The sequence below is a fragment of the Streptomyces xylophagus genome (genome assembly GCF_000716435.1).
GTDB classification, from domain to species: domain Bacteria; phylum Actinomycetota; class Actinomycetes; order Streptomycetales; family Streptomycetaceae; genus Streptomyces; species Streptomyces xylophagus.
Genome location: NZ_JNWO01000007.1, coordinates 172,410 through 197,449, shown reverse-complemented (window position 1 = coordinate 197,449; position 25,040 = coordinate 172,410). Strand labels below are relative to the sequence as shown.

Here is a 25,040-nt window from a genome sequence, read left to right as displayed (position 1 = left end):
GGGCGCCCGGGGCACCGGATGGGCGCCGCACCCACGAAAGCACGACTGACCATGCACGGGCCGGGTGCCCCGGTCATCGGCTGGGCGCCGGACCCACCGAGGCGCGGCTGACCACAGGGCAGGCCAGGCGCCGGACGGTCGCGGGCGGCGTACGGCCGGCTTCGATGGCGTCCAGGAGCAGACGGGTTGCCGCCTCGCCCATCGCCCGGTGCGGCAGCGCGACCGAGGTGAGCGGCGGGGTGAGGAACGCGGCCATGTGCTCCTGGTCGTCGTAACCGACCACCGACAGATCGGCGGGCACGTCGATCCCGAGCCGGGTCGCGGCGTGCAGGACGCCTGCCGCGACCCGGTCGTTGTAGCACAGGACGCCAGTGGGGCGTCGGCCCGGCTCGACCCCGTCGAGCAGGCGCAGCGCCCCCGCGTAGCCTGCGGAGATCTCCCCGCCGCCGCGCACGATCCACTCCGCGGGCACGGTGACGCCCTCGGCGCGCAGCGCGTCCCGGAAGCCGCGGGTGCGTTCCACGGAGGCGATGTCGTCCAGACCGCCGATCAGGGCGAGCCGGCGGTGGCCCGCGCCGAGCAGCAGCCGGGCCGCGGTACGGCCACCGGCGCGCTCGGCGGGGACCACGGCGGGCAGGGAGTCGTCCTCGGGCAGGCAGTTGGCCAGGACGGAGTGGGTGCGGTGCAGGCCCTCGGGGACGCGGACCCGGCGCAGTGACATGGCCGCGTAGATGATGCCGTCCACGCGCCGGTCGAGCAGCTCCGCGACAGCCGCGTCCTCCTTGGCCGGGTCACCGCCGGAGTCGACGGTGAGGACGAGATGGTCCCTGTCCCAGGCGGTCTCCATGGCGCCGCGCAGCAGCCGACCGGCGAACGGCGAGGACGCGATCTCATCGGTGACCAGCCCGATCACAGCCGTACGGCGACGGCGCAGACCGCGGGCCACCGGGTCGGGGCGGTAGCTCAGCTGGGCCGCGGCCTGCCGGATGCGCTCCTGAGTGGCGGGCGAGAGGTTGCCCTCGGCCCGGCCGTTGAACACGAAGGACACCGCGGTGTGCGACACACCGGCGAGCCGGGCGACGTCCCGTGACGTCGGGCGCCCGGTGCCCGCGCTCCCGCTCTCCTCGGCACCGCCCACGCCGCCCGCCGCCCTCACCCAGCCCGTCCCTGTCGATCACCGTCCACCCTATCGGCGGGGAGCGCCACGGCACACAGGAGAACCTCAGGGCGCGGCAGAGTGGGCATCCGATTTGATCACCGGATTTCCCGGAGGGTGGGGACCGTTTGGGACTGGACGTACGCACGTCGTCCGCCGGCGATGCCGACCCGCTGGCCCGGTGGCCGGGCCGCGATCTTCTTCGCGGTGGCGGGCATCGCGGACAAGGCCATCGCGAGTCAGACGGGGCTCAGTCGGCGCACGATCAAGCGCCACATCCAGCGGATGACGACCCTCGCCGGTGCTACGGCCCGTATGCGGCTCGCCTGGCAGGCGGCTCGCCGCGACCGACTCTGAACGGCTGCCGCCGGTGCCTCACCCGGCGCCGATCGTGCCGCACATCAGGTTGCCGGGTTCGGCAGGGTCGTCGCTGGTCCAGAACTGGGTCCACAGCGCGGCGAACTCAGGGCGGCTGAGGTAGCCGTCGGCGTCCTGGTCGAGCCGGTCGAAGGCACCGCCGGTCTCCACGGGCCGCCCGTGCCAGGTGTCGACGAGACGCTGGTGCTCGCCGCGTGAGATGCGCCCGTCGCCGTTCTCGTCGACCGCGTCGAAGATGGTGTCGGCGGTGGCGGTGACGGCCTCCGGGATGGTCGGCAGCAGGTCCACCATGGCGAGGAGGTCGTCCATGTCGATCCGGCCGTCCCGGTCCGTGTCCACGGTCTCCGACAGATGCTGCCACCAGCCCTTCAGTACGCCGTCCACGCGCGCGGCCAGTTCCGATGCCTCTCTCACTCGCGGCAGTCGGCCCCAGCGGTCCGCCAGGGCCACGAAGTCCGCCTCCTCCAGGTAGCCGTTGCCGTCCGCGTCGAACGCCTCGAACATGGCCTGGAGCTTGGCCCGCTGGAACTCGCTGGACATCACATGTCTCCTCACTCGCAGTACTGAGGACATGCTTTCCGCGGCCGGCCGCCCCGCAACGGCGCTCGCGCTCACCGCGGCGGGTACCCGCGCGCCCACGAGCCCGCCCGGTGCGCCGGGCGCCGGTTTGCCCGCGTCGGACGGAGGACCGTTCCCCCGCAACCGTCCACGCCCGCCGAGGGTCGCCGCCGATTCCGTACCCTGGCGGCATGCGCATGCGCCCCACCCTGAGCTGGACCCCCGCGGCGACGGACCTGCTGCCGGGCACCACCGACCTGGAGCCGGTCGTCGACGCGCTGAGCGCCGGCGGTGTGCTGGTGCTCAGCGGGGCGGGCCTCTCCACGGAGTCCGGCATCCCCGACTACCGGGGCGAGGGCGGGAGCCTGAGCCGGCACACCCCGATGACCTACCAGGACTTCACCGGGAGCGCGCACGCGCGGCGCCGGTACTGGGCGCGCAGCCACCTCGGATGGCGCACCTTCGGGCGGGCCCGCCCCAACGCGGGACACTTGGCGGTGGCCGCCTTCGCCCGGGACGCCCGCGTCTCGGGCGTGATCACCCAGAACGTCGACGGCCTGCACCAGGCCGCCGGCAGCGAGGGAGTCGTGGAGCTCCACGGCAGCCTGGACCGGGTCGTGTGCCTCTCCTGCCGCGCCATCAGCCCGCGCCGCGAACTCGCCCGGCGCCTGGAGGCCGAGAACCCGGGCTTCGACCCGGTCGCCGCCGGGATCAACCCGGACGGTGACGCGGACCTCACCGACGCGCAGGTCGGGGACTTCCGCGTCGTGCCGTGCGCCGACTGCGGGGGCGTCCTCAAACCGGACGTGGTCTTCTTCGGCGAGGCGGTTCCGCCGCAGCGCGTCGAGCACTGTCGGCGGCTGGTCCGCGAGTCGACCGCGCTGCTGGTCCTCGGCTCGTCGCTGACGGTGATGTCCGGGCTGCGGTTCGTCCGCCAGGCGTCCCAGGAGGGCAAGCCGGTGCTGATCGTCAACCGCGACCCCACCCGGGGCGACCCGCACGCCCGCACCCGGATCGCGCTGCCGCTGGGAACGGCCCTGACGACCGTCGCCGACCGACTCGGCATCCCGGTCGGCGGGCCGGCGGACTGAGGAAACAAAAGGGGAGGCTGCTGGGTGCTTACGCTGACGGAGATCGCTGAGGACCCCCTTCGCCTGACGAGCCGTCTGCAACCTCATGGCGGTCCGGATGTCGTCCTCCGCCCGCTGACGCACGCCGACACGGGGCAACTGGCCGAGTTCCTCGGTGCCCTGTCCTCCGAATCGAGGCGCTTCAGTACGTTCGACGGGTACGGCCTCGCGACCGCCCGGGAGCTGTGTGACGCGATCGCGCGCTACGACAAGCTCAGGCTGGTGCTCGAGGAAGTGCCGTCCGGCAGGATCGTCGGCCTTCTCGAATTCAGCCTCGCTCTGACCCCCGCGGACATCGCGCGCTACCAGGACGCGGGCATCCGCCTCACCGAGACGACCGACTGCCGCTTCGGCCCCACTCTGGCTGACGACTACCAGGACCGAGGCGTCGGGACACTCGCCTTCCCGCTGGTCACGGAGGTCGCACGACTGCTCGGCAAGACGAGGATCATCCTGTGGGGCGGCGTCCGCGCCGACAACCCCCGCGCCATCCGCTACTACGAGAAGAACGGCTTCCAGCCGGTCGGCTTCTTCACCGGGGCAGACGGGTCCCTGTCGCTCGACATGATGCGGGACCTGCACCCAGCACCGGATCCTGCAGAGCCCTCGACCCGACGCAGTCACCCGTAGCAGCGCCGGCGGACCTTTCGTGGTCTGACCGGCGACGCGCAACAGCAGCCGCCGGGCGGACTGCTCCTTCTCCGCGCGTCGTGTCATCCGTCCTCCCCGCAACCCGCCGCACGCTCCCGGCCAGAGCATTCACAGCAGCGTGAACGTTCGCGCAGGTCGGATGCCGTGTACCGCCGTACACCACCGGAAGGTCACCCCCGCGGCGAGCAGCTGTCGTACGCGTTAGACGCTCAACGGCTCCTGGAACCGGGCGTTGAGCTGCAGGGAGTGACCGGTGAACACCGGTACCCGGACGCAGGTGCCGGAGACCTTGAGCTCCGGGATTCCCAGGATCTTGCGGCTCTCGTTGCGCAGTTTCTGCTCCCCGTTGATCTCGTCGAGCCCGCCATCGACCAGGGAGCCGGCCAGAGGCCGCAGCACCGGCATGATCGACATCGTCGTACAGTTCGAGTTGGCCACGATTCCCTTGGGCCGGTCGGCCAGGGCGTGCGGGTTGACCTTGGACATCTTCTACCAGGTAATTTTGGTGTCCCCAGGTCAGGGTGCGGCCGGCTGAGCGGGCGGAGGCGAAGACGCGCAATTCATCGACGGGTCGCTCTTTGATGATATCGGGCAATACCGTTCCGGCGTTCCCTGTGGCGCCAATGATTCCGATTCGCATATGGTCGTCCCCATTTCCTTGCAGATCAACCAATGGAAGAGAAGAGTTCTGTTCGATGGCGGAGACCAGATCCCTACGGCGGCCCCGACCTCGTCCGGAGGCCGAGATCCAGCTTCTCTGCCTCCCGCATGCCGGTGGCTCGCACAGTCTCTACGCGACGTGGGCTGAATTGCTCCCACCTGAAGTGGAACTGATTCTCGCGTGTTATCCCGGCCGTCTCGATCGGATCGGCGATCCATGGCCGACCGGAATCCCCGAACTGGCCGAAGGAATTGCCGCGGAACTCGACGGTATGCTGGACCGACCATGGGCGGCTTTCGGGCACAGTATGGGAGCAGTCGTCGGTTATGAAGTCGGTCTGCATATGCAGACCGCTGGGAAGTCTTCCCCCAGTAGATTCTTCGCGTCCGCTCGCGAGGCACCGGACCGCCCGCCCGTGCGCGACCTTCATCTGAGGACGGACGACGAGCTGTGCGCCGAGTTGATCGAACTCGGTGGGACGGCCCCGGAGCTCTTGCGGATGCCGGAGATGAGGGAGTTCATCCTTCCTGTGGTTCGGGGCGACTACCGATTGCTGGCGGAGTACGGACCTCGCGCGGACGGGCGTCTGGCGTGTCCCGTCACCGCGTTCATCGGCACGACGGACCACGGTGTGTCCCTCAAGGGCGTCGAGTGCTGGAGCGACTGGACGACCGGCTCGCTCGACGTGGTGCAGTTCCCCGGTGGCCACTTCTATCTCTCCGAGAACCCTGCCCGACTGATCCGCGACGTGATCGACAGGCTGCCGATCCGGGAGTGAACCGGCTGCCCCGCTCGCGCCGTTCGTTGGCGGCGGCCCGGTCCGCCCAGGTCCCACGATGTTGGCACAGCCGGAGGACCGAGCGGTGCGGGTGCACCGGCCGGGTCCGCGGCGTACGCGGTGGCCGGGCTCCCGCAGCCGTCAGTACGCCCGCGCCTCAACTCAGTCGGTGGGCAGCGGGTTTTGGTGGGAGCGTTCGGCGCCGTCGCGGGCTGATTCACGGACCGCGGCGAAGCCGTACGCGGTCATGTCAGCCTCGTACTTGCGCAGTTCGGGGATGAGGGGTGCCCCGGTGGCGGCCTGGGCGAGGGCTTCGGTGAGGGCTGCGGCGTCACGCAGGGCGGTGTTGGCGCCGGCGCCGCCGGCCGGGCTCATCGTGTGGATGGCGTCGCCGAGGAGGGTGACCGGGGTGGTGGGCCAGGCGGGGATCGGGATGCTGGTGCGCAGGGTGAGGGGGAAGACGGCGTCGGGGAGCCAGTGTTCGATGATGGCGCGCAGCCCGGGGTGCCAGTCCTTCGTCATGTTCAGGGCCAGCTGGTGCAGTTCCCGGCTGGTCAGTGAGCGCAGGTCGTCGTGGGGGAAGCGTTCGACGCGGGCGCCAAAGTAGCAGGCCATGTAGGCGCCGCTGTCGTGCAGTTCGGCGCCGGGAGTGAGACGGGCGGCGGCTTGCGCGACGGGCTCGTCGGGCTGGTGCGGGCCGATGCCCATGTAGCGCTCGCGGGTGCCGACGAGAGGGGTGAAGACGTTGAACATGACGTCGCGGAAGAGGCCGCGGGTGTGGTCGTCGAGCGGGACCTTGCCGTAGATCTGGCGGACGCCGCTGTCCATGATCCGGGCGTGCGGTAGATACTGCCGGCGTACGGCGGAGTTGACGCCGTCCGCGGCGATCAGGACGTCGCCGGTGGCGGTGGTGCCGTCGGCGAAGTGTGCGGTGACCGGGCCGTCGCCGGTGGCGGAGGTGTCGTAGCGGACGAGCTTCTTGCCGAAGGCCACGTGGTCGGCCAGGCCCTCGAAGAGGATCTGGCGCAGGGTGAGGCGGTCGACGGAGATCGGGGTCTCGTCGGGGTCGTCCTCCAGGACGCGGGTCTCGTTGACCTGGTCGTCGAGCTTGACGATGCGCAGGGGCGGGTAGCCGGCGGTGGCGCGGAAGAGGTCGTACAGCTCGGCGGGCAGTGACTCGCGCAGGACGCGGTCGCCGGTGGGGTCGATGTAGAGGCGGTAGCCCTGGTTGCGTACGAGCAGGGCGTCGTCGCGCTCGTAGACGGTGACGTCGACGCCGCGGCGGCGAAGTCCCTGGGCCAGGCAGAGGCCGCCCAGGCCGGCGCCGATGACCATGACACGCAAACGGGTTTCAGACATGACAGTCCCTTCCTCAATGCCGATGAGAGAAAGGGACGCACAGGGCACTACCGGCAAGAAGCCGGTGTGCTGAGAGCGCGAGCTCCGCCCGGACTTACCACTAACCGGGAACCGTTCTTTCGCGCGTCCACTGCCCACCACGCTAACAGACAATTGGGCCGAATGAGCTCAGACCGCTACGGGGGCGGACTACGGGTGCCGCACCGCAGGGAACCCCGCAGCCACCAGGTGCAGGGCGCCGCCCCCCCCGTGCGTAGGGCGTTGGCCGGGTGCGCCGCCCGTGCGCCCTGTACGCCCCGGCCACCCGCTCGCACATTGGGACGGCGCAGGGCCGTTTCGTCATGTGCGCGTCATTTACGGGAGGGGATCCCATGCACGGAAGAACCTCGCTCGGTACCGCCTTACGGATGCGGCGGCTGGTGCGGTGGCTGGTGTTACCCGCCGCACTCGCGGTCTCCGCGGCCGTCATGTCACCCGCTCAGGCGGTCGGCAACACCATCACCACCATCGCGTCCAGCCGCAGTCGAACTCCTCCAGCACCAGCCATCCGCCCGGCCGCAGGGCTGCCGCGAGCTTCTCGAGCACCGCCAACCGCTCCGGCAGGTGGCGCAGTACGAGACGGGCGTGGACGAGGTCGTAGTCCGTGCCCGGCAGCGGATCATTGACGATGTCGTGGCGCAACAGCCGTACGTGACGTGGGCGGTGTCGTGAAGCGGCCCAGCGCGGTTCGAGCTCGGTGACCGTCACCTCGCCCTCCGGCCCCACCTGTTCTCCGAGCCAGTCGCCCAACGAAGCCCTAGCGCCGCCGACTTCCAGGCAACGCCAGTGGGTGCCTGCGTTCTCCGTCGCCGGCCCGGCGCTGCCAGGTCACCCAGGTCGGGAGCCGTCGGCTCACCACTCGGCCGGGCGGCCCTTGAGTTGCTGCCAGTACCGGCGGTGGGCGTGGCGCGCCTGGTCGCTTGTCATTCCGGTGGGGAGTTCGGTGTCGAGCGGGTCGGCGAGTTCGGCGATGTCGCGCAGGGCGGCGGCCTGGCAGGCCCGCTTGGTGAACGCGTACTGCTCGACGCAGTCCTCGGGTGTCTGTTCGGCGACGGCGATCGCCCGCTCCAGCAGATCCTCGGCAGGCACCAACTCGTGCACCATGCCCAGCGCGTGCGCCTGATCCGGGGTGAAGATCTCCCCGCGCAGGCAGGTGCGTGCGGCGACCGGGTCGCCCCAGGCGTGGGCGAGCATGCGGACGTAGACGGCGGGCATCGGGATGCCGATGGGCACCTCGTTGAGTCCGAACCGTGCCGATCCGTCGGCGACGGCCACCCGGTAGTCGCAGACGGCGGCGGTGATCAGGCCGCCGGCGAAGGCGTGGCCGTTGACCGCGGCGACGGTCGGGCGCGGGTACGTGAACAGGCGCATGTTGGTCGCCCGGTAGTCCTGGAACCAGGTGGCGACGGCCGCCGGGGCGCCGGCGAAGAGGGGGAAGTGTTCGCCGAGGTCGAGGCCGGCGGAGAAGCGGGCGCCGGTGCCGGTCAGGACGACGGGGGACTGCGCGTGGTCGTGCTCGAGCCGGTCGAACGCCTCGTGCAGGTCGGCGAAGAAGGCGCGGTTCTGCGCGTTGACCGGGTTGGTCGTCATCGTCACGACGGCAACACGGCCCCGGCGCTCGATCATCCAGCTCATGTGTCGTCCTCCGTGGGGGGAGTGAGGGCGCCGGGTGGTGCGGCGGCCTCTGTCCTGGCATCGAGCGCGTGCAGTACGGCCACCATGTCCTCGCCGCCGTGGCCCCGCGCGACGGTCTCGTCGTAGAGGGCATGGCAGATGTCGAGGAGAGGGGAGGCCAGACCGGCCTTGCGGGCGGCTTCCGCGATCAGTTGGTTGTTCTTCAGTACGTCCGCTGCCGCCGCCTGGACGGCGAAGTCGCGGGACACCAGTTTGGGTGCCTTGACGCGGGAGACGGCGCTGGCCATCGGGCCGGCGTCCAGGACGTTCCGGAGCAGGTTCTGGTCGAGCCCGTGCCGGTCGGCGAAGTGGAACGCCTCGGTCAGTCCGGTGACCAGCGTGATCAGGAACAGGTTCACCGAGAACTTCATCAGCAGGGCACCCGGGACCGCACCGCAGCCGAACGTCTCCTGGCAGACCGGGGCGAGCAGGGGTCGTACGGCCTCCACGGCATCGGTGTCCCCCGCCAGCATTCCCACCAACTGCCCCTGTTCGGCCGGGAGTCGGGAGCCGGAGACCGGGGCCTCGACATACCTCCCGCCCGCCGACCGGATGTCGTCCTGGAGGCTGCCCGAGTACTCGGCCGAGGTCGTGCCCATGTGGACGACGGTGTGTCCGGCGACCCGCGCGGCGAAGTCGGGAGTGCCACGGCCCAGCACGGAGTCCATGGCCGTTTCGTCGGCCAGCATGAGGAACACGACGTCGTCGGCCCGGTCGAAGACCTCGGCAGGGCTTCCCGCGACCTTGGCGCCGGCGGCATACAGGGGCTCGCATCGGGTGGGCGTGCGGTTCCAGACCACTAGGGGAGTTCCCGCACGGGCGAGGTTGAGCGCCATGGGCTGGCCCATGACCCCGAGGCCGACGAAACCCACGTACGCCACGCTGTACCGCCGTTTCCGTCCCGCGGCGTAGCCGGACGTCTCCGCCGCCGCTGATCATGACAGCGGTCATAGTATTCCACTCTATGACGGCGGTCATAGAGTGGGTCCTGAAGCCTGCGGAACGGTGAAGGAGGTCTCGGATGGCGGCGACAGAGGTGCCCGGACGCGGGCCGCGCGAGCGGATGGTCTACAGCGCGGCGCAGCTCATCCGTCGGGACGGGGTCGCGTCGACCGGGATGCGGGAGGTCGCCGTCCACGCACAGGCGCCGCGCGGCTCACTCCAGCACTACTTCCCGGGCGGCAAGGAGCAGTTGGTGAACGAGGCGGTGGGCTGGGCCGGCCGATACGCGGGCAATCGCGTCACCCGTTTCCTCGCCGCGCTGCCCGAGCCGACGCCGAGCGGGCTGTTCGCCGAGATGGTGCGTCAGTGGACCGACGAGTACGCGGCCGTCGGGTTCGCGGGCGGCTGCCCGGTGGCCGCCGCCACGGTGGACTGCGCGGAGTCCGTGGTCGCGACGCGCGAAGCCGCTTCCGCCGCTTTTGCCACGTGGAGCGGCTCCATCGCCCATGCCCTCGGCGAGATGGGCGTGCCGGAGCAACGTGCCGAAGCGATGGCCACGCTCATGATCAGCGCCTTGGAGGGGGCGATCCTCATCGCCAGGGCCGAGCAGGACGTTCGTGCCCTGGCGACCGTGGCACGGGAACTCGGGCCTCTTCTGGACGCCGCGGTGCGCGAGGGCGACCGCCGCGGCTCGTGGGGTTCCCCTGCCGAAAGGCCGTAGACCGGCTGCTCGCTTTCAGTGCCCTTCCGTCGGTGCGTAGCGGTTGCGCATCGCGTCGCTCGCGGCGGGGCCCGCCGCGAAGACGTACGCGCTGCTGTCGTCGAGTCGGCGACCGGTTCCGGCGTCGACGACGACGGGCTCGACCTCCTCGCCGGTGTGCGCGTCGACGAGGATCATGCTGCGTTCCGCCGGTGCGAGGCGGGAGTTGCCCCATGCGGCGAGGGCGACGATCACCGGTCGGAGGGAGTGGCCGAGTTCGGTCAGCACGTACTCGTGGCGGACGGGGTTGGTCCGGTAGGGCCTGCGCTCCAACAGCCCGTCCTCGACGAGAGTCTTCAGTCGCGTGGTGAGCATGCTGGAGGAGATGCCGAGGCTCTCCTGGAACTGGTCGAAGCGCGTGTAGCCGTCGAAGGCGTCATGGAGCAGGAGCAACGTCCACCACTCGCCGACGTGCTGCACCGTCGTGGACAGCGGGCACTCCCGGTCCTCCAGCCTGATCCGGCTTGCCACGGCGGCCGTCCCTTCGGTTACTGCTAAAGTCGAAGTCAGTTACTTCTATTTTAGCAGTCATCTCGGAGGTGGCCGTCAGACCTGCCTGAGCGGCCGTCAACAGGAGGAGCGTCATGCACGACGACCAGTCACGGACCATCGCCCCGGACGCCCTGCCGGAGGTGGTCATCCGCTACTTGAAGGCGCACGCGGCCCACGACACCGCCGTCGCGGTCTCGGTGTTCACCGGTGATGCCACAGTGATCGACGACGGCAACACGTACGAGGGCACCGCGGCGATCGTGGACTGGCTGGGCCGATCCGCCACCGAATTCACCTACACCACCCGGCTCACTGACGCTCAGCGGTCCGACGCGACCCACTGTGTCGCCACGCAGCGTCTCGAAGGCGACTTCCCCGGCGGAGTCGTCGATCTGCACTACCGGTTCACCCTCCGCGACGACCTCGTCGAACGCCTCGTCATCGAGCCCTGAGGTGTCGAGGCGTCGGCATGTCCCGTCGTCAGCTTCGGACGGCGGTCAGCGCGGTGTCGAGGAGTTCGCCGATCGGCTTGGTGCCGTCTGTTCGCGCCCACTCGTCGACGGCGACGTTCAGGCAGGCCAGGGCGGAGGAGACGATCGCGCGGGCCCGTAGTTCCCGGGTGCGGGTCGGTCCCCGGAGGCGTCGGGTGATGTCCGGGAGCAGGGTGTCCGCCCAGCGTGCTCGCTTGTTCAGCAACGACGGCCGCAGCGCGGGAGTCGCGTCGAGCATCCTCGCCACGGCGATGTTGGTGTCGGCGTCGGCGGTGAGTTCGTCGAGGTGGGGTTGCATGGCGTGGCGCAGCGCGGTCCAGGAGTCCTCGTCGAGGGGGCGTGCCGCCAGGGCTTCGGCGAGTCTGTCGCCGATCTCGTCCATGTGGCCGACGACCATGTCCTCCTTGGTCGGGAAGTAGCGGAACACGCTGCGTCCCGACATGCCGACCGCGCCGGCGATCTGCTCGACGGTCGTCTGCTCGAAACCGTTCGCCACGAACAGCGTCATCGCGGTCTCGGCGATCTGCGTCCGCACCATGCGGCGGGTCATCTCCCGCAGCCCCGACTTCGCCCTCGCTGTGTTGGCCATGCGACCAGAATAGCGGTCACCGCCGAACCTGTCAGTCAGTGACAATCTCGTCTATCGTTGACGCATGCGTCGGCGTCGACCGAGCCCACGCATGACGCGATCGATGATCTTGAGGAGTGGGTGCGTCATGAAGGTGATCGTTGTCGGAACCGGGACGATCGGGGCGGCCGTGCGTGACACGCTCGGCGCCCATGGACACGAGGTCCTGTCGGTGGGCCGTAGCTCCGGCGACCTCCGGGCGGACATCACGGACATGGCGAGCCTGCGGGCTCTCTTCGCCGAGGTGGCCGAGGCCGGCGGCTTCGACGCCGTGGCCAGCGCGGCCGGGGACGTGTTCCCGGCGCCGCTGGAGCAGGCCACGGACCAGCAGTGGGCCGACTCCGTCGCGGCCAAGGGAATGGGGCAGATCAACCTCGTACGGGCCGCTCTGCCCCACATCGCCGACCGGGGCTCGTTCACGCTGGTCTCCGGCGTGCTCGCGGACGAGTTCACGCAGGCCGCCACGATCGGCGCGACGGTGAATCACATGGTGGAGGGCTTCGTGAAGGCGTCCGCGACGGAGCTGCCACGCGGTGTGCGCATCAACTGCGTCAGCCCCACGGTTCTGACGGAGTCCGTGGCCTACCACCCATACTTCCCCGGATTCCCCCCGGTACCGGCCGCCGAGGTCGCCCTCGCCTATCTCCGCGCCCTCTCGAATCCGTTCACCGGCCGCGTCCTCAAGCTGCACAGGACCGACAGCTGATCCCCACTGCGACGACGGTGGACGGGCCCGGTCGGCCGGGCCCGTCCCGTACTGCGTCGGGGTGTTCGGGTCAGACGGCGGCCGCGGCCGCGTGCAGGTTCTTCGCGGCCAGGGCGAGCCCCTCGGTCTGCGAGTACGCGGCGTCCTCGTGCTCGATGTTCACGGCCATGTCCGGGTCGACCTCGGCGAGGGCGCGCAGGAACTCCGTCCAGTACGCGACGTCATGGCCGACGCCGACGGCGACGAACTTCCACGCCGGGTTCTCGGGCCAGGAGTTGCACCAGAAGCCGTAGCCGGTGGGCACCTTGTCCGGTGCGTCGGCGGGCACGCGGGTGAACGACGTGTCCAGCACACCGCGGATGTCGGCGCCGGGGCACAGCATCGCGTCCTTCGCGGCGGCGTGGAACACCAGCGGGCCCAGCCACTTGATGGAGGCGACGATGTCCATGCCCTGCCACATCAGGTGCGAAGGGTCCATCTCCGCACCGACGTTGGTCGCGCCGGTCGCGTCGACGAGCCGCTTCAGGGTGACGGGGGAGAAGACGAGGTTGTGCGGGTGCATCTCGATGGCGACCCGGACGTCGTTCTCCCGGGCGAGCGCGTCGATCTCCTTCCAGAACTCGACCGCCACACCCCACTGGTAGTCCAGGACGTCCATGTAGACGCCGTCCCACGGATTCACCACCCAGGACGGGTACTTGGCGTCCGGGTCGGAGCCCGGCGTGCCCGACATGGTGACCACGTGCCGCACTCCGAGCAGGCCCGCGAGGCGGATCGTACGGCGCAGGTCGTCGGCGTGCTTCGGGCCGACCCCGGGGAGCGGGTTGAGGGGATTGCCGTTGCAGTTGAGGCCGGTCAGCTCCATCCCGCGCTCGGCGAAGGTCGCCAGGTACTCCTCGCGGGCGGTCGCCGAGGACAGCAGCAGGTCGACCGGGCAGTGCGGGGAGGGGATGAACCCGCCGGTGTTGACCTCGACGGAGGTCAGGCCGTTCTCCTTGAGGATGTCGAGGGCCTCGGCCAGCGGGCGGTCGTGCAGACAGGCGGTGTAGGCGCCGAGCTTGAGGGACATGCGGGTGCTCCTTGGATGTGTGCGGGTGGTCAGACGGCGGGCGGGACCGTGACGGCGGCGCCGCCGGTCTGCGAGGACTCGACGATCGCGCGGATGATCTCCATGGTCCGCAGTCCCTCGGCGAACGAGGCGCAGGCCGGGAGCGGTTCGGCGACCCTCGCCACCTGGTCGAGGAACGCCCGTGCCTGATAGGTGAAGTTGTCGGCGTTGCTCGCGCCCACGCCCGGTGCCTCCATCGGCACCCCGCCCGCGAAGTACGGCAGTTGGGGCCCGGCGATGATCTGCCGGGCGCCGCGGGTACGGGCGTCGGGCTGGGCGTCGTCGAAGAGGTACTCGGCCGGCCGGTGCTGGTCGAACGCGGCCCGGCCGCCGACCCCGAGCACGTCGAACGCGAGCCCGTTGGGCAGCCCGAAACCGGTGCGGGTGACGGAGAAGGTGCCGACGAGCCCGGACTCGAAGCGGGCCGTGAAGGACGCGGTGTCCTCGTTCTCCACCTCCCCGAACTCGTCCGACACGGGAGCGGCGTTGTGGCCGACGACCGCGCCCAGCGGCAGCGGACGCTTGGGGATCTGCGTGGACAGCGTGGCACCGGAGACCGAGGCGATGGGTCCGGCGACGTACTCGGCGGCGTCGATGACGTGCGAGCCGACGTCCCCGAGCGCGCCGGAACCGGCACCTCCCTTGAAGCGCCAACTCAGCGGCCCCTTGGGGTCGGTGGCGTAGTCGCACCAGTAACGTCCGCTGAACAGGGTGAGGTCACCCAGCTCCCCGCGCCGCACGTGGTCGCGGATCGCGGCGATGCCGGGGGAGCGGCGGAAGGTGTAGCCGACGGCGGTGACGACATCGGCGGACCGCTCCAACTCGGCCATCGCACGGGCGTCTTCGAGCGAACCGGCCAGCGGCTTCTCGCACAGCACGTGCTTCCCGGCGGCGACCAGTGCCTCGGCGATCGGCCGGTGCAGCGCGTTTCCTACGACGATGCTGACCGCGTCGATCGTCGGGTCCTCGGCGACGGCCTCCCAGCTCGGCAGCGCCTTGTCGAAGCCGTAGCGGCGGGCGGCGTCCTCGGCGAGCGCGGTGTTGGCATCGGCTATCGCGGCCAGCCGGACCGGCGGCAGGCCCGCCCCGAACACGGTGTTGACGTTGCGGTATCCGGCGGCATGACTGCGGCCGGCCATACCGGCTCCGATCACCGCGACGGACAAGGGCTTGGCGGAGGAGGTCATGAGGTGTCCTTCGAGACGTGATGTCAGCTGGAGGTGGGGAAGTTGAAGCCGGCGGAGACCTGCTGGGCGGGCTGCGGCCAGCGGGTGGTGACGACCTTGGGGCGGGTGTAGAAGCGGATGCCCTCGGGGCCGTGGATGGGGGAGTCGCCGATGAGGGAGTCCTTCCAACCGCCGAAGGAGTAGTACGACATCGGCACGGGCACCGGCACGTTGACGCCGATCATCCCGACCTCGACCTTGCGCTGGAAGCGGCGCGCGGCCTCGCCGGAGGCGGTGAACAGGGCTGTTCCGTTGCCGTACGGGTTGGCGTTGATGACGGCGATGGCTTCGTCGAGGGTGTCGACGCGGACGATCGCGAGGACCGGGCCGAAGAGTTCGTCCCGGTAGGCGTCCATCTTGGCGGTGACATGGTCGAGGAGGGAGGGGCCGGTGAAGAAGCCGTCCTCGTGGCCCTCTACCTTGAGGCCGCGGCCGTCCACGACGACGGTCGCGCCCTGCGTGGCAGCAATGCCGACGGCGTTCTCGACGCGTTCCTGCGCGACCTTGGTGATCAGCGGTCCCATCTCCACGCCGGGGACGTGGCCGGGGCCGACCTTCACCTCGCGGGCCTTGCGGGCCAGCACCTCCACCAGGCCGTCCGCCGCGTCACCCACGGCTACGGCGACGGAGACGGCCATGCAGCGCTCGCCGGCCGAACCGTAGGCGCCGGCCGTGATGTGGTTGGCGGCGAACTCGAGGTCGGCGTCGGGGAGGACGACGGCGTGGTTCTTGGCTCCGCCGAGCGCCTGGACGCGCTTGCCGTGCGAAGTGGCCTGCTCGTGCACGTACTTGGCGATCGGCGTCGACCCGACGAAGGAGACCGCCGCGATGCCGGGGTGGGCGAGGATCGCGTCGACGGCGTCCTTGCCGCCGTGCACGACGTTGAACACACCGTCGGGGAGCCCGGCGCGGCGGTACAGCTCGGCCACGAAGTTCGCGGCGGACGGGTCCCGCTCGCTGGGCTTGAGGATGAACGTGTTGCCGGTCGCGATGGCGATCGGGTGCATCCAAAGAGGCACCATGGCGGGGAAGTTGAAGGGCGTGATGCCCGCGACGACACCGAGCGGCTGACGGAAGTTGTGTACGTCCACGTCCCGCGAGACCTGGTCGGAGAACGACCCCTTCAGGACGTCCCCGAGACCACAGGCGAACTCCACGACCTCACGCCCGCGGGTGATCTCGCCCCGCGCGTCGGCCACGGTCTTGCCGTGCTCCGCGGAGATGATTCGCCCCAGCTCCTCCTCGTGCTCGACGAGCAACTGCCGGAAGGCGAACATCACTTGGGTGCGCTGCGACAGCGACGACTCCGACCAGGACTCGAAGGCACGCTCGGCGGCGACGAAGGCGGTGTTCACGACATCGGGCCCGCCCAGGACCACCCGGGCCTGCTCCTGGCCGGTGGCCGGGTCGAACACCGCGGCGGTGTCCGTGCCGGGCACGGCCGAACCGTCGATCCAGTGCTGAATGGTATTCACGGCAAGGTGTCCTTACAGGTAGTGGCGCTGGGCGTGCTTGTGGGCGGCGTACGTCTCGTACGCGCTACGGGTGGACTCCAGGGCGGAGACCTGGCTGACGGGTACGTCCCACCAGCCGTGCGCGGGCGGGTTGGGCCCGTACAGGTCGGTCTCGACGTGGACGACGGTGGTGCGGCTCGCGGCCTTTGCCTTCTCCATCGCCGTACGGAACTCGTCGACGGAGGCGGCCTGCAGGACGTCCGCGCCCAGGGACGAGGCGTTGGCGGCGAGGTCGACGGGGAGGACGTCTCCGTCGAGCTGGCCCGAAGTGCCGTTGCGGTAGCGGTACTTGGTGCCGAACCGCTGGGAGCCGAGCGACTCGGACAGGGCGCCGATGGAGGCGAATCCGTGGTTCTGGACGAGGACCAGGATGACCTTCAGGCCTTCGGAGACCATGGTCACGATCTCCTGAGCCATCATCAGATACGAGCCGTCGCCGACGAGTACGACGACCTCGCGCGAGGGATCGGCCATCTTGACGCCGACGCCGGCGGCGATCTCGTAGCCCATGCAGGAGTACGCGTACTCGACGTGGTAGGCCTTCGGATCCCTTGCCCGCCACAGCTGTTGGAGATCGCCGGGCATGGATCCGGCTGCGTTGATGACGACGTCACGGTCGCCGAGCACGTCGTTGAGGGCGCCCAGGATCTCCGTCTGTGCGGGCAGTGGGCCGTGGCCCACCGTGAAGCAGCCGTCCTCGATCTCCCTTGTACGGGCGATGAGTTGGCGGGTTCGCGCACGGTACTCCGGGGTGACCTCCCAGTCGGTCAGTGCTTCGGCTAGGGCCTCGATGCCGAGCCGGGCGTCGGCCACCAGGGGTTCCGCGGAGTGCTTGACCGCGTCCAGGCGGGCCACGTTGAGGTTGACGAAGGAGACGTCCGGGTTGGCGAAGACGGTGTGGCTCGCGGTGGTGAAGTCGCTGTAGCGGGTGCCGATACCGAGGACGACATCGGCTTCCTTCGCCAGTTCGTCGGCCGCGTACGAGCCGGTCGAGCCGATGCCGCCGACCGCGCAGGGGTGGTCCCAGGGGACCGCGCCCTTGCCGGCGTGGGTGTCGGCGACCGGGATGCCGGTGGCCTCGGCGAAGGCTCGGAGCTGGGTCTCGGCGCCGGAGTACACGGCACCGCCGCCCGCGACGATCAGCGGCTTGCGTGCCTTGCGCAGCAGCCGTGCGGCCCGCTCCACGGCGGCCGGCTCCGGCACCGGGCGGCCCACGTGCCAGACCCGGCGCCGGAAGAAGGCGACCGGCCAGTCGTACGCCTCCGCCTGTACGTCCTGCGGCAGGGTGAGGGTCACGGCGCCGGTCTCCACCGGGTCGGTCAGCACCCGCATCGCGGCCAGCGCGGCGGGGATCAGCTGTTCGGGCCGGGAGATCCGGTCGAAGTACTTCGATACGGCCCGGAACGCGTCGTTGACCGTGACGTCCCCGCCCCGGGTGTCCTCCAGTTGCTGGAGGACGGGATCGGCGGCGCGGGTGGCGAACATGTCGCTGGGCAGTAGCAGGACCGGTATGCGGTTGGTCGTCGCGAGGGCCGCGCCGGTGATCATGTTGGTGGAGCCGGGGCCGGTGGAGGCGGTGCAGGCGAAGGTGGCCAGCCGGTCGCGCATCTTCGCGTAGGCCACCGACGCGTGGACCATGCCCTGTTCGTTGCGGGCCAAGTAGTAGGGCAGGTCGGCCTCTTGGGTGACGGCGGCCTGGAGCAGCGCCTGGCCGATGCCGGCCACGTTGCCGTGTCCGAAGATGCCCCAGACTCCGGGGATCAGCCGCTGCTCCTGGCCGTCGCGCTCGCTGTACTGGTGGGCGAGGAAGCGGACCAGGGCCTGAGCGGTGGTGAGTCGTACGGTGGTCATCGCTGCGTGAGTCCTTCGAAGGGCAGGCGGTCGTCGACGTCCTGGGACCGCCAGGTCTCCCGCACACATCCGTGGGCGGGGTCGTCGCAGATCAGCCAGGCGCGGTCCTGGCCCGGTCCTGCCATGACGTTGAGGTAGTAGAGGTCGTAGCCGGGCGCCGCGATCGACGGGCCGTGCCAGCCGTGCGGGATCAGCACGGTGTCGCCGGAGCGGACCTCGGCCAGCACCTCGATGGGCCGCTCGGGAGTGCCGTAGACCCGCTGGTAACCGAAGCCGTCGCCTGCGACCTCGAAGTAGTAGATCTCCTCAAGCTCGGACTCGACTCCCGGCCGAGCTTCGTCGTGCTTGTGCGGCGGGTAGGAGGACCAGTTGCCGCCGGGGGTGAGGACCTCGCACACCAGCAGTTGCTCGGCGTCGAAGGTGCCCGGCAGGCAGTAGTTGTTGACCTGGCGGGAGCATGCTCCCGCGCCGCGCAGCTCGACGGGCACGTTCTTCTGGGACCCGTACCGAGCGGAGAGTGAGCTCCGCTCGGTACGGGCGTTGGGCAGTGCGAACGTCCCGCCGTCCGCACTGCTGATCAGGGCCTCCGACTCGCGGGGGAGGTAGGCGAAGTCGGTGGCGGAGGCGAACACGCCTGTCCGGCCGGTGAGTTCGAAGGCCGTGCCGTCCGTGGTGACGGTGCAGGAACCCGTCAGCGGCAGGACCAGGAACTCGGAATCCCCGGTGGACAGGGCGTGTGCCTCGCCCGGCTTCAGGGTCAGGATCCTGAGGCCGGAGTATCCCCAGCCCGCCGACTCGGGCGTGACCAGGAGGTCGTAGGGGCCGTCGGCCGAAGTCCCGCTGGGCAGGTGGTACTTGCTCGTGTCGCTCACAGCAGGCTCACCGCCTTGTCGACCGCGCCGGCGACATCACCGTTCGACGGGTAGAGCAGGGAGCGGCCGACCACCAGGCCCTGTGCGGTGGGGAGTTGGAGGGCCTTGCCCCAGGAGGCGAAGGCCGCTTCGGCGTCCTTGACCTCGCCGCCGAGGAGGAGCGCGGGGAGGGTTGAGGAGGCCAGGACGCGTTCCATGCCGTCCACGACCGGGAGCTTCAGCCAGGTGTAGGCGCTGCGGCGGCCCAGGCCCGAAGCGATGGTGATCGACTTGACCACGGCGTCCGTCGAGAGGTCGTTGCGTATCCTCCCGTCCTGCCAGGAGGAGAGGAACGGCTCCACCATGGCGATGAGTTGACGGTCGTTCAGCTCGTTGACGGCGCGGGCGGTGTTCTCCAGGACGGAGGGGGTCGCCGGGTCGTCGAGGGCTATACGGGTGAGCATCTTGCCGCCGTCGAAGCCCATCGCGGCGATCGTCTCGGCGTCGTACCCGGTGAAGCGGTCGTCGATCTCGAAGGCGGAACCCGCGAGCCCGGCCCGGTTCATGGAACCGAAGACGCTCTTGCCGTCCAGGACGCCGAGCAGCAGCAGGTCCTCCAGGATGTCGGCGGTGGCCAATACCCCGGTGACACCGGGCCGTTCGAGCGCGGTGCACAGGCGGTCGAGGAGTTCGAAGCGGTCGGCCATCGCGTGGGGGTTCGCGCCGACGCCGTTGGCGCCGCGTGCGGGATGGTCCGCCGCGATGATCATCGCCCGGCCGTGTTCGCCGAGCGGCGAGGTGGCCTTGACCCGGCGCGCGGCGGCGACCGCGACGGCACCGGGGTCGCCCACCCGGGCGGACACGATCCGGCTCACGTTGTCGGACAGCACGTCGTCACGCCCTTCGTTCGATGGTGGGGGAGGTGGCGGCGAGGGACGCCTCGCGGAGCTTGGCGTCGACCTCGGCCTCGGTGGGCATCGCGTCGGAGCAGGAGAGCCGGCCCGCGACGACGGCCCCGGCCGCGTTGGCGAAGGCGACCGTGCGGCGGGTGTCCCAGCCGGACAGCAGACCGTGGCAGAGCGCGCCGCCGAACGCGTCACCGGCGCCGAGTCCGTTGACCACCTCCACCGGGACCGGCGGTATCTCCACCGCCGACCCCGTGCGGTCGACGGCCAGGACACCCTTCGGCCCCTGCTTCACCACGGCCAGCTCCACCCCGGCGGCGAGCAGTGCCTTCGCGGCGGCGTACGGCTCGCGCTCGCCCGTCGCCACCTCGCACTCGTCGAGGTTGCCGACGGCCACCGTGGTGTGGCGCAGGGCCTCGGCGTAGTACGAACGCGCCTGACCGGCGTCCTTCCAGAACATGGGCCGCCAGTCCAGGTCGAACACCGTCGTCCCCGACTTCGCCCGGTGCGCGAGCGCCGCGAGCGTGGCCGAGCGGCTCGGTTCCTCGCTCAGCCCGGTGCCGGTGACCCACAGGATCGCGGCCTCGCGTACGGCGTCCAGGTCCAGCTCCTCCGGACGCAGGTCCAGGTCGGGAGCCTTGGGCAGCCGGTAGAAGTAGAGCGGGAAGTCGTCCGGCGGGAAGATCTCGCAGAACGTCACCGGGGTCGGCGCGATGTCCGACGTACCGGGTGTCGACGCCGTAGCCCGCCAGCGCGGTACGGACGAAGTCGCCGAACGGGTCGCGGCCCGTCTTGGTGACCACGGCCGAGGAGTGCCCGTACCGGGCGGCGGCGACGGCGACGTTGGTGGGGCTGCCGCCGAGGTACTTGCCGAACGTGGTGACCTCGGCCAGGCCCACGCCGGTCTGGAGCGGATACACGTCCACCCCGACACGGCCCATGGTCAGCACTTCCAACGGCATCGGATCGGTTTCCTTTCGATGGTCTTAAAGCGCTTTAAAGAGAGGGTGTGATTCTCCGCGCTCGACTGTCGTGCGGAGGGGCTGCCGCTGTCAGGCGGCGAGATATCCGGCGATCTTCTCGCGCATGAAGACGGACGACTCCTTGGCCCGTTCCTCCCAGGCGAACACGCAGGCCGTCAGGGTGCCGTCGAAGCCGTTCGCACGGAGCTCCCGGAACAGCTCGTCGAAGTCGACCTCGCCCTCGCCGATGTCGAGGTGCTGATGGATGCGCGCGGTGGTGCCCGGCGGGTTGAGGATGTACCGGTTGCCGGAGGACGCGGTGTGGTCGAAGGCGTCGGCGAGGTGGACGTGGGTGAGCAGGTCGCCCGCGTACTTGACGATGCCGGGGGCGTCGTTCCCGATGTGGAAGGTGTGCGGGGCGCAGTAGAGGAAGCTGACGTTGGGGTGGTTGATACCCCGGATCAGGTTGACCGCGTCGTAGCCGTTCTCGATGAAGTCGTCCGGGTGGGGTTCCAGGGCGAGTTTGATGCCCTCACGCTCGAAGAGCGGGAGCAGTTCGTCCATCGAGTTCCAGAACTGGGCCTCGCTGCGGTCCGCTTCCTCGGGCCGGCCGTTGAACTCGGAGATCATGCTGTCCACGCCCAACTCGGAGGCGATCTGGATCGACCGCTTCCAGTAGCGCACGGCGGCCTGCCGGGCGTCCTCGTCGGGGCCGGACCAGCGGAACAGCGGCAGCAGGGAGGAGATCCCGACGCCGGCCGCGTCCAGCGCCTTGCGGAACTTGCGCACGGTGGCGTCGTCCACGCGGGGGTGCCGGAAGAACGGGATGAAGTCCTCGCGGGGCGACAGCTCGATCCACTCGTAGCCCAACTCGGCCACCACACCGGGCAGTTCGAGCAGTGGGACATGACGGATCATGTACGGGTCGAGGGCGATCTTCATGAGGGAATGCCTTCGGGTATAGGGGAGCGGGGGTGCGGGGAGAGGGAGTTGGCGTGCGGGGCGCGTCCGGTGAACCCGTCCTCCCGCGCGGGGTAGGGCAGTTGTCCTGGCCTGGCCGTCAGTCGGCCGCTCCGGCCGAAGCCGTGACGTCCTCGTCCTCCGGCAGCTCGTTGACGTCGACGCCGCGGACCTGGGACAACTCGTGCTTGAGTGCGGCGAGTTCGGTGCCGCCGGCCATGTGGTTGGTCAGCTCTTCGAGGGTGATCTCGCTGCGTTCTGCGGAGAGTTCCATGGTGCCCAGGCGCAGGACGCTGAAGTGGTCGCCGACCATGTAGGCGTGGTGGGGGTTGTGGGTGATGAAGATGACGCCGAGGCCGCGTTCGCGGGCCGCGGCCACGTACTTGAGCACCACACCGGACTGCTTGACACCGAGGGCGGCGGTCGGCTCGTCCAGGATCAGCACCCGGGCGCCGAAGTAGACGGCGCGGGCGATGGCGACGCACTGGCGCTGGCCGCCGGAGAGGGTGCCGATGGGCTGGTCGAGGTTGTCCAGGACGATGCCCATGTTGCGCAGTTCCTCGTCGGCGGTCTTCTTCATCTTCTCGATGTCGAGACGGCGCACGGGCCAGGGGCCCTTGGTCATCTCCGAGCCGAGGAAGAAGTTGCGCCACACCGGCATCAACGGCACGACGGCCAGGTCCTGGTAGACCGTCGCGATACCGCGGTCCAACGCCTGACGCGGGGTGGTGAAGTGCACGGGCTCGCCGTCGACGAGGAATTCGCCCTCGGTGTGCTGGTGCAGGCCTGAGATGATTTTGATCAGGGTCGACTTGCCGGCGCCGTTGTCGCCGAGGACGCAGGTGACCTGGCCGGGGCGGACGGCGAGGTCGACGCCGTGCAGGGCGCGGACATTGCCGTAGGACTTGCCGGTGTTCTGCAGCTCAACTACCGGGGCGCCGTGAACGCCTTGAACCAGTCGGGGTTCCAGCCGGCGTAGACGATGCCCTGCTGCACCATGCCGAACATGAACGCGCCGAAGACGGGACCGATCGCCGAGCCCGCGCCGCCGGTCAGCAGACAGCCGCCGATGACGGCCGCCGCGATATAGATCAGTTCCTGTCCCACTCCCTCACCCGACTGCACGGTGTTGAAGGAGAACAGCTGGTGCATGCCGATGAACCAGGCACCGAAACCGACCAGCATGAACAGGGAGATCTTGGTGAAGTTCACCGGGACACCGACGGCGCGGGCGGATTCCTTGTTGCCGCCGACCGCGAAGATCCAGTTGCCGTACTTGGTGCGCAGCAGGACCCAGGTGGCGATGGCCGCGAAGACCAGCCACCACACCACGGTGATCTTGACTTCCACGCCGCCGACCTCGAACGAGGACGCGAAGACCTTCTTGGCCTGGCTGAACCCGTCCATAGTGCTGATGTCGTCGGTGGCGACGTTCCCGGTGACCAGCTTCGTCACCGCGAGGTTGACGCCCTGGAGGATCAGGAAGGTGCCCAGGGTGATGAGGAAGCTGGGCAGGCCGGTCTTGACCAGGAGCCAGCCGTTGAGGAATCCGATGCCCAGGGACACCGCCAGGGCGACGATCACACCGACCCATACGTTCATGGTCAGTTGGTAGCTGAGCATGCTCGCGCTCAGTGCCGACGTGATGACCGCGACACCGGCGGAGAGGTCGAACTCCCCGCCGATCATCAGCAGGGCGACCGGCAGCGCCATGATGCCGATCGTCGACGACTGGTACAGGATGTTCGCCATCGAGGCGCCGTCCCGCACCGGCGGGGCCGTGATCAGGAAGAACACGAACACGGCGGCGGCGCCGAGGAAGACGCCTATCTCGGGACGCGCCAACAGCCGTATCGCCAGGGGCCGTTCAACGGTCCGGCCGTCGGTCTCCTGCGGGCCGGAGGCCGGCGGTGAGGTCACCGCCGGCTCGGCGTGCTGGGTCGTGCTCATCACCGGGTGCCCTTCGCGGCGAACTTGGCGACGGTGTCGACGTTGGTCTTGTCGACGAAGGCGGGACCGGTCAGGACGGGCTGCTCACCGCCGCCGCTGTAGTTGCCGTTCGTCTTGTACAGCCACAGGGAGTCGACCGCCAAGTAGCCCTGGAGGTAGGGCTGTTGGTCGACTGCGAACTGGATGGTGCCCTTCTCGATGGCCGAGATGAGGTCCTTGTTGAGGTCGAAGGTGGCGACCTTCGCCTTGCTGCCCGCGTCCGACACCGACTGCACGGCCGTCAGCGCGAAGGGGGCGCCGAGGGTGACCACGTCGTCGATCGACTTGTCCTGGGTGAGCTTGGCGGTGATCGTCGACTTCACCGACGGCATGTCCGTGCCGTTGACGTAGAGGATGTCGGTCTTGCCGCTGAAGGTCTTCTTCACGCCGGCGCAGCGCTGCTCGAGGTTGACGTCGCCCTGGGCCTGGATCACGCACAACGTGTGCTTGACACCGGTGGAGTTGAGCTTGGTGCCGAGCGCCTGGCCGGAGACGGACTCGTCCTGGCCGAAGAAGGACAGCAGGCCCTGCTTCTTCCACTCGCTCAGGCCGGCGTTGAAGCCGACGACCGGGATGCCGGCCTGCTCGGCCTTGGCGACGACGGCCTTCATGGCGTCGGGCTTGGCGAGGGTGACGGCGATGCCGTCGACCTTCTGGTCGATCGCGTTCTGCACCAGGTTGGCCTGGTCGGCGGCCGTCTCGTCGTTCGAGTAGATGAGCTTGACGTTGTCCTTGGCTGCGGCGGCCTCGGCGCCCTTGCGGATGGTGTCCCAGAAGGTGTCGCCGGAGGGCGCGTGGGTGACCATCGCGATCGTCATGCGCGGAGTGGTGGCCTTGCCCGCCGAGGCGTTGCCGGTCGACTCCTCGGACTTCTTGCCGCCGGAGTTGCTGGAGCAGCCCGCGAGAGCGAGGGCGGCCACGGTGGCGGCGGCCACGACGGGGAGGACTCTGCGGGAGCGGGGAAGGGATGTACGGCTCATGGTTCGTGCACCTCGCTGTGCGACTGAAAGAGGTAGCAGGGCGGTGGGTCCGCGGCTGCTTGATGGGCCGGTGCCGGGGTCTGGACGGAGGATCGGAGTCGGCTCACAGGGAGCTGTGGCGGCCGGATGTGCCGGCCGCGACCGCTTGGTCCGCCTTGTGGGCGGCGTCGACGGTGAGCGGGTGTCCCCGCCGATCGCGGGCGATGCACCAACGACCTTCGTTGGAACATCAGGACAATTTAAAGCGCTTTAATTCCTGGTACTATCGACTCGTTTCAAGAGCGTGTCAAG

The 25,040-nt window shown here is 69.7% G+C and carries 25 protein-coding genes and 2 pseudogenes; 7 read left to right on the top strand and 20 right to left on the bottom strand.

All coding sequences use genetic code 11. The features are described 5' to 3' along the window. Positions 1–73 precede the first annotated feature (73 nt). Complete coding sequence (locus OO70_RS15945) at positions 74–1,138, bottom strand: LacI family DNA-binding transcriptional regulator (RefSeq protein WP_051741273.1); 1,065 nt, start codon at positions 1,136–1,138, stop codon at positions 74–76. A gap of 180 nt (positions 1,139–1,318) precedes the next feature. On the opposite strand from OO70_RS15945, the gene OO70_RS55995 reads away from it, so the two are divergent. Next, on the top strand, positions 1,319–1,513 hold the full coding sequence (locus OO70_RS55995; protein ID WP_043670525.1) for a hypothetical protein: 195 nt from the start codon (positions 1,319–1,321) through the stop codon (positions 1,511–1,513). An 18-nt stretch (positions 1,514–1,531) separates the two neighbouring features. On the opposite strand, the gene OO70_RS15935 is transcribed toward OO70_RS55995, so the two are convergent. Further along, positions 1,532–2,074, bottom strand: coding sequence for an EF-hand domain-containing protein (locus OO70_RS15935; protein ID WP_043670522.1), 543 nt, complete (start codon positions 2,072–2,074; stop codon positions 1,532–1,534). 209 nt (positions 2,075–2,283) lie between these two features. Here OO70_RS15935 and OO70_RS15930 point away from each other — a divergent pair, with 209 nt between their 5' ends. Beyond that, positions 2,284–3,183, top strand: a complete 900-nt coding sequence (locus OO70_RS15930) for an NAD-dependent protein deacetylase (protein WP_043670517.1) — start codon at positions 2,284–2,286, stop codon at positions 3,181–3,183. A 24-nt stretch (positions 3,184–3,207) separates the two neighbouring features. After that, positions 3,208–3,852 (top strand): GNAT family N-acetyltransferase, encoded by a 645-nt coding sequence (locus OO70_RS15925; protein WP_051741272.1) that lies wholly within the window; start codon positions 3,208–3,210, stop codon positions 3,850–3,852. A 225-nt stretch (positions 3,853–4,077) separates the two neighbouring features. On the opposite strand, the pseudogene OO70_RS52430 reads toward OO70_RS15925, so the two are convergent. After that, positions 4,078–4,513 (bottom strand): annotated as a pseudogene (locus tag OO70_RS52430) (Asd/ArgC dimerization domain-containing protein); the annotation flags it as partial. Here OO70_RS52430 and OO70_RS15915 point away from each other — a divergent pair. Further along, positions 4,455–5,312, top strand: coding sequence for a thioesterase II family protein (locus tag OO70_RS15915; protein WP_324604857.1), 858 nt, complete (start codon positions 4,455–4,457; stop codon positions 5,310–5,312). The pseudogene OO70_RS52430 and the gene OO70_RS15915 sit on opposite strands and share 59 nt — an antisense overlap. Before the next feature lie 162 nt (positions 5,313–5,474). Here OO70_RS15915 and OO70_RS15910 read toward each other — a convergent pair whose 3' ends face one another. The 4 genes from OO70_RS15910 to OO70_RS15895 form a co-directional block, all read right to left on the bottom strand. Continuing rightward, complete coding sequence (locus tag OO70_RS15910) at positions 5,475–6,671, bottom strand: FAD-dependent oxidoreductase (RefSeq protein WP_043670507.1); 1,197 nt, start codon at positions 6,669–6,671, stop codon at positions 5,475–5,477. A 498-nt stretch (positions 6,672–7,169) separates the two neighbouring features. Beyond that, positions 7,170–7,487, bottom strand: a complete 318-nt coding sequence (locus OO70_RS15905; protein ID WP_078651424.1) for a class I SAM-dependent methyltransferase — start codon at positions 7,485–7,487, stop codon at positions 7,170–7,172. Positions 7,488–7,562: 75 nt separating this feature from the next. Next, on the bottom strand, positions 7,563–8,345 hold the full coding sequence (locus tag OO70_RS15900) for an enoyl-CoA hydratase/isomerase family protein (protein ID WP_043670505.1): 783 nt from the start codon (positions 8,343–8,345) through the stop codon (positions 7,563–7,565). Further along, positions 8,342–9,265: an NAD(P)-dependent oxidoreductase gene (locus tag OO70_RS15895; RefSeq protein WP_078651423.1), complete on the bottom strand. Its 924-nt coding sequence runs from the start codon at positions 9,263–9,265 to the stop codon at positions 8,342–8,344. Before OO70_RS15895 ends, OO70_RS15900 begins: the two co-directional genes overlap by 4 nt. A 140-nt stretch (positions 9,266–9,405) precedes the next feature. On the opposite strand from OO70_RS15895, the gene OO70_RS15890 reads away from it, so the two are divergent. After that, complete coding sequence (locus tag OO70_RS15890) at positions 9,406–10,047, top strand: TetR/AcrR family transcriptional regulator (RefSeq protein WP_051741267.1); 642 nt, start codon at positions 9,406–9,408, stop codon at positions 10,045–10,047. Positions 10,048–10,062: 15 nt separating this feature from the next. Here OO70_RS15890 and OO70_RS15885 read toward each other — a convergent pair whose 3' ends face one another. Further along, on the bottom strand, positions 10,063–10,557 hold the full coding sequence (locus tag OO70_RS15885; protein WP_199827321.1) for a winged helix-turn-helix transcriptional regulator: 495 nt from the start codon (positions 10,555–10,557) through the stop codon (positions 10,063–10,065). 113 nt (positions 10,558–10,670) lie between these two features. Between OO70_RS15885 and OO70_RS15880 the strand changes: the two genes are divergently transcribed. Then, positions 10,671–11,030, top strand: a complete 360-nt coding sequence (locus tag OO70_RS15880) for a nuclear transport factor 2-like protein (protein WP_043670502.1) — start codon at positions 10,671–10,673, stop codon at positions 11,028–11,030. Between the two features lie 28 nt (positions 11,031–11,058). Here OO70_RS15880 and OO70_RS15875 read toward each other — a convergent pair whose 3' ends face one another. Next, on the bottom strand, positions 11,059–11,658 hold the full coding sequence (locus OO70_RS15875) for a TetR/AcrR family transcriptional regulator (RefSeq protein ID WP_043670499.1): 600 nt from the start codon (positions 11,656–11,658) through the stop codon (positions 11,059–11,061). Between the two features lie 127 nt (positions 11,659–11,785). On the opposite strand from OO70_RS15875, the gene OO70_RS15870 reads away from it, so the two are divergent. Beyond that, positions 11,786–12,403, top strand: a complete 618-nt coding sequence (locus OO70_RS15870) for a short chain dehydrogenase (RefSeq protein ID WP_043670496.1) — start codon at positions 11,786–11,788, stop codon at positions 12,401–12,403. A gap of 70 nt (positions 12,404–12,473) precedes the next feature. Here the strand turns inward: OO70_RS15870 and OO70_RS15865 are convergent, their stop codons facing one another. The 11 genes and pseudogenes from OO70_RS15865 to OO70_RS15815 all read right to left on the bottom strand — a co-directional run bounded on the left by OO70_RS15865 (position 12,474) and on the right by OO70_RS15815 (position 24,749). Continuing rightward, on the bottom strand, positions 12,474–13,472 hold the full coding sequence (locus tag OO70_RS15865; protein ID WP_043670492.1) for a sugar phosphate isomerase/epimerase family protein: 999 nt from the start codon (positions 13,470–13,472) through the stop codon (positions 12,474–12,476). A 29-nt stretch (positions 13,473–13,501) separates the two neighbouring features. Beyond that, complete coding sequence (locus tag OO70_RS15860) at positions 13,502–14,698, bottom strand: Gfo/Idh/MocA family protein (RefSeq protein ID WP_043670489.1); 1,197 nt, start codon at positions 14,696–14,698, stop codon at positions 13,502–13,504. Positions 14,699–14,721: 23 nt separating this feature from the next. Next, entirely contained in the window at positions 14,722–16,212 is a 1,491-nt protein-coding gene (locus OO70_RS15855) for a CoA-acylating methylmalonate-semialdehyde dehydrogenase (RefSeq protein WP_043670486.1), read from the bottom strand. 12 nt (positions 16,213–16,224) lie between these two features. Further along, entirely contained in the window at positions 16,225–18,102 is a 1,878-nt protein-coding gene (iolD, locus tag OO70_RS15850; RefSeq protein WP_043670482.1) for a 3D-(3,5/4)-trihydroxycyclohexane-1,2-dione acylhydrolase (decyclizing), read from the bottom strand. Then, positions 18,099–18,974 (bottom strand): 5-deoxy-glucuronate isomerase, encoded by an 876-nt coding sequence (iolB, locus tag OO70_RS15845; RefSeq protein ID WP_043670479.1) that lies wholly within the window; start codon positions 18,972–18,974, stop codon positions 18,099–18,101. The genes iolD and iolB overlap by 4 nt, the downstream gene beginning before the upstream one ends. Further along, positions 18,971–19,843, bottom strand: a complete 873-nt coding sequence (locus OO70_RS15840) for a Cgl0159 family (beta/alpha)8-fold protein (RefSeq protein WP_043670476.1) — start codon at positions 19,841–19,843, stop codon at positions 18,971–18,973. The genes iolB and OO70_RS15840 overlap by 4 nt, the downstream gene beginning before the upstream one ends. A gap of 4 nt (positions 19,844–19,847) precedes the next feature. After that, positions 19,848–20,820, bottom strand: a pseudogene (iolC, locus tag OO70_RS15835) (5-dehydro-2-deoxygluconokinase). A gap of 90 nt (positions 20,821–20,910) precedes the next feature. Further along, positions 20,911–21,762 (bottom strand): sugar phosphate isomerase/epimerase family protein, encoded by an 852-nt coding sequence (locus tag OO70_RS15830; RefSeq protein WP_043670473.1) that lies wholly within the window; start codon positions 21,760–21,762, stop codon positions 20,911–20,913. 118 nt (positions 21,763–21,880) lie between these two features. Next, complete coding sequence (locus OO70_RS15825; protein ID WP_043670470.1) at positions 21,881–22,750, bottom strand: ATP-binding cassette domain-containing protein; 870 nt, start codon at positions 22,748–22,750, stop codon at positions 21,881–21,883. After that, the gene (locus OO70_RS15820) at positions 22,708–23,730 is read right to left on the bottom strand and encodes an ABC transporter permease (RefSeq protein ID WP_051741265.1); all 1,023 of its coding nucleotides are present in this window, start codon (positions 23,728–23,730) and stop codon (positions 22,708–22,710) included. Before OO70_RS15820 ends, OO70_RS15825 begins: the two co-directional genes overlap by 43 nt. Beyond that, positions 23,730–24,749, bottom strand: a complete 1,020-nt coding sequence (locus tag OO70_RS15815) for a sugar ABC transporter substrate-binding protein (RefSeq protein WP_043670466.1) — start codon at positions 24,747–24,749, stop codon at positions 23,730–23,732. Before OO70_RS15815 ends, OO70_RS15820 begins: the two co-directional genes overlap by 1 nt. Positions 24,750–25,040: the final 291 nt, after the last annotated feature.

What these genes read in the sequence shown, in the direction of transcription:
- OO70_RS15910 (WP_043670507.1), bottom strand. Translation starts at nt 6,671, where the DNA reads ATGTCTGAAACCCGTTTGCGTGTCATGGTCATCGGCGCCGGCCTGGGC.
- OO70_RS15815 (WP_043670466.1), bottom strand. Translation starts at nt 24,749, where the DNA reads ATGAGCCGTACATCCCTTCCCCGCTCCCGCAGAGTCCTCCCCGTCGTG.
- OO70_RS15890 (WP_051741267.1), top strand. Translation starts at nt 9,406, where the DNA reads ATGGCGGCGACAGAGGTGCCCGGACGCGGGCCGCGCGAGCGGATGGTC.
- OO70_RS15860 (WP_043670489.1), bottom strand. Translation starts at nt 14,698, where the DNA reads ATGACCTCCTCCGCCAAGCCCTTGTCCGTCGCGGTGATCGGAGCCGGT.
- OO70_RS15820 (WP_051741265.1), bottom strand. Translation starts at nt 23,730, where the DNA reads ATGAGCACGACCCAGCACGCCGAGCCGGCGGTGACCTCACCGCCGGCC.
- OO70_RS15880 (WP_043670502.1), top strand. Translation starts at nt 10,671, where the DNA reads ATGCACGACGACCAGTCACGGACCATCGCCCCGGACGCCCTGCCGGAG.
- OO70_RS15875 (WP_043670499.1), bottom strand. Translation starts at nt 11,658, where the DNA reads ATGGCCAACACAGCGAGGGCGAAGTCGGGGCTGCGGGAGATGACCCGC.
- OO70_RS15830 (WP_043670473.1), bottom strand. Translation starts at nt 21,762, where the DNA reads ATGAAGATCGCCCTCGACCCGTACATGATCCGTCATGTCCCACTGCTC.
- OO70_RS15900 (WP_043670505.1), bottom strand. Translation starts at nt 8,345, where the DNA reads ATGAGCTGGATGATCGAGCGCCGGGGCCGTGTTGCCGTCGTGACGATG.
- iolD (WP_043670482.1), bottom strand. Translation starts at nt 18,102, where the DNA reads ATGACCACCGTACGACTCACCACCGCTCAGGCCCTGGTCCGCTTCCTC.
- OO70_RS15915 (WP_324604857.1), top strand. Translation starts at nt 4,455, where the DNA reads ATGATATCGGGCAATACCGTTCCGGCGTTCCCTGTGGCGCCAATGATT.
- OO70_RS55995 (WP_043670525.1), top strand. Translation starts at nt 1,319, where the DNA reads ATGCCGACCCGCTGGCCCGGTGGCCGGGCCGCGATCTTCTTCGCGGTG.
- OO70_RS15930 (WP_043670517.1), top strand. Translation starts at nt 2,284, where the DNA reads ATGCGCATGCGCCCCACCCTGAGCTGGACCCCCGCGGCGACGGACCTG.
- OO70_RS15870 (WP_043670496.1), top strand. Translation starts at nt 11,786, where the DNA reads ATGAAGGTGATCGTTGTCGGAACCGGGACGATCGGGGCGGCCGTGCGT.
- OO70_RS15935 (WP_043670522.1), bottom strand. Translation starts at nt 2,074, where the DNA reads ATGTCCAGCGAGTTCCAGCGGGCCAAGCTCCAGGCCATGTTCGAGGCG.
- OO70_RS15865 (WP_043670492.1), bottom strand. Translation starts at nt 13,472, where the DNA reads ATGTCCCTCAAGCTCGGCGCCTACACCGCCTGTCTGCACGACCGCCCG.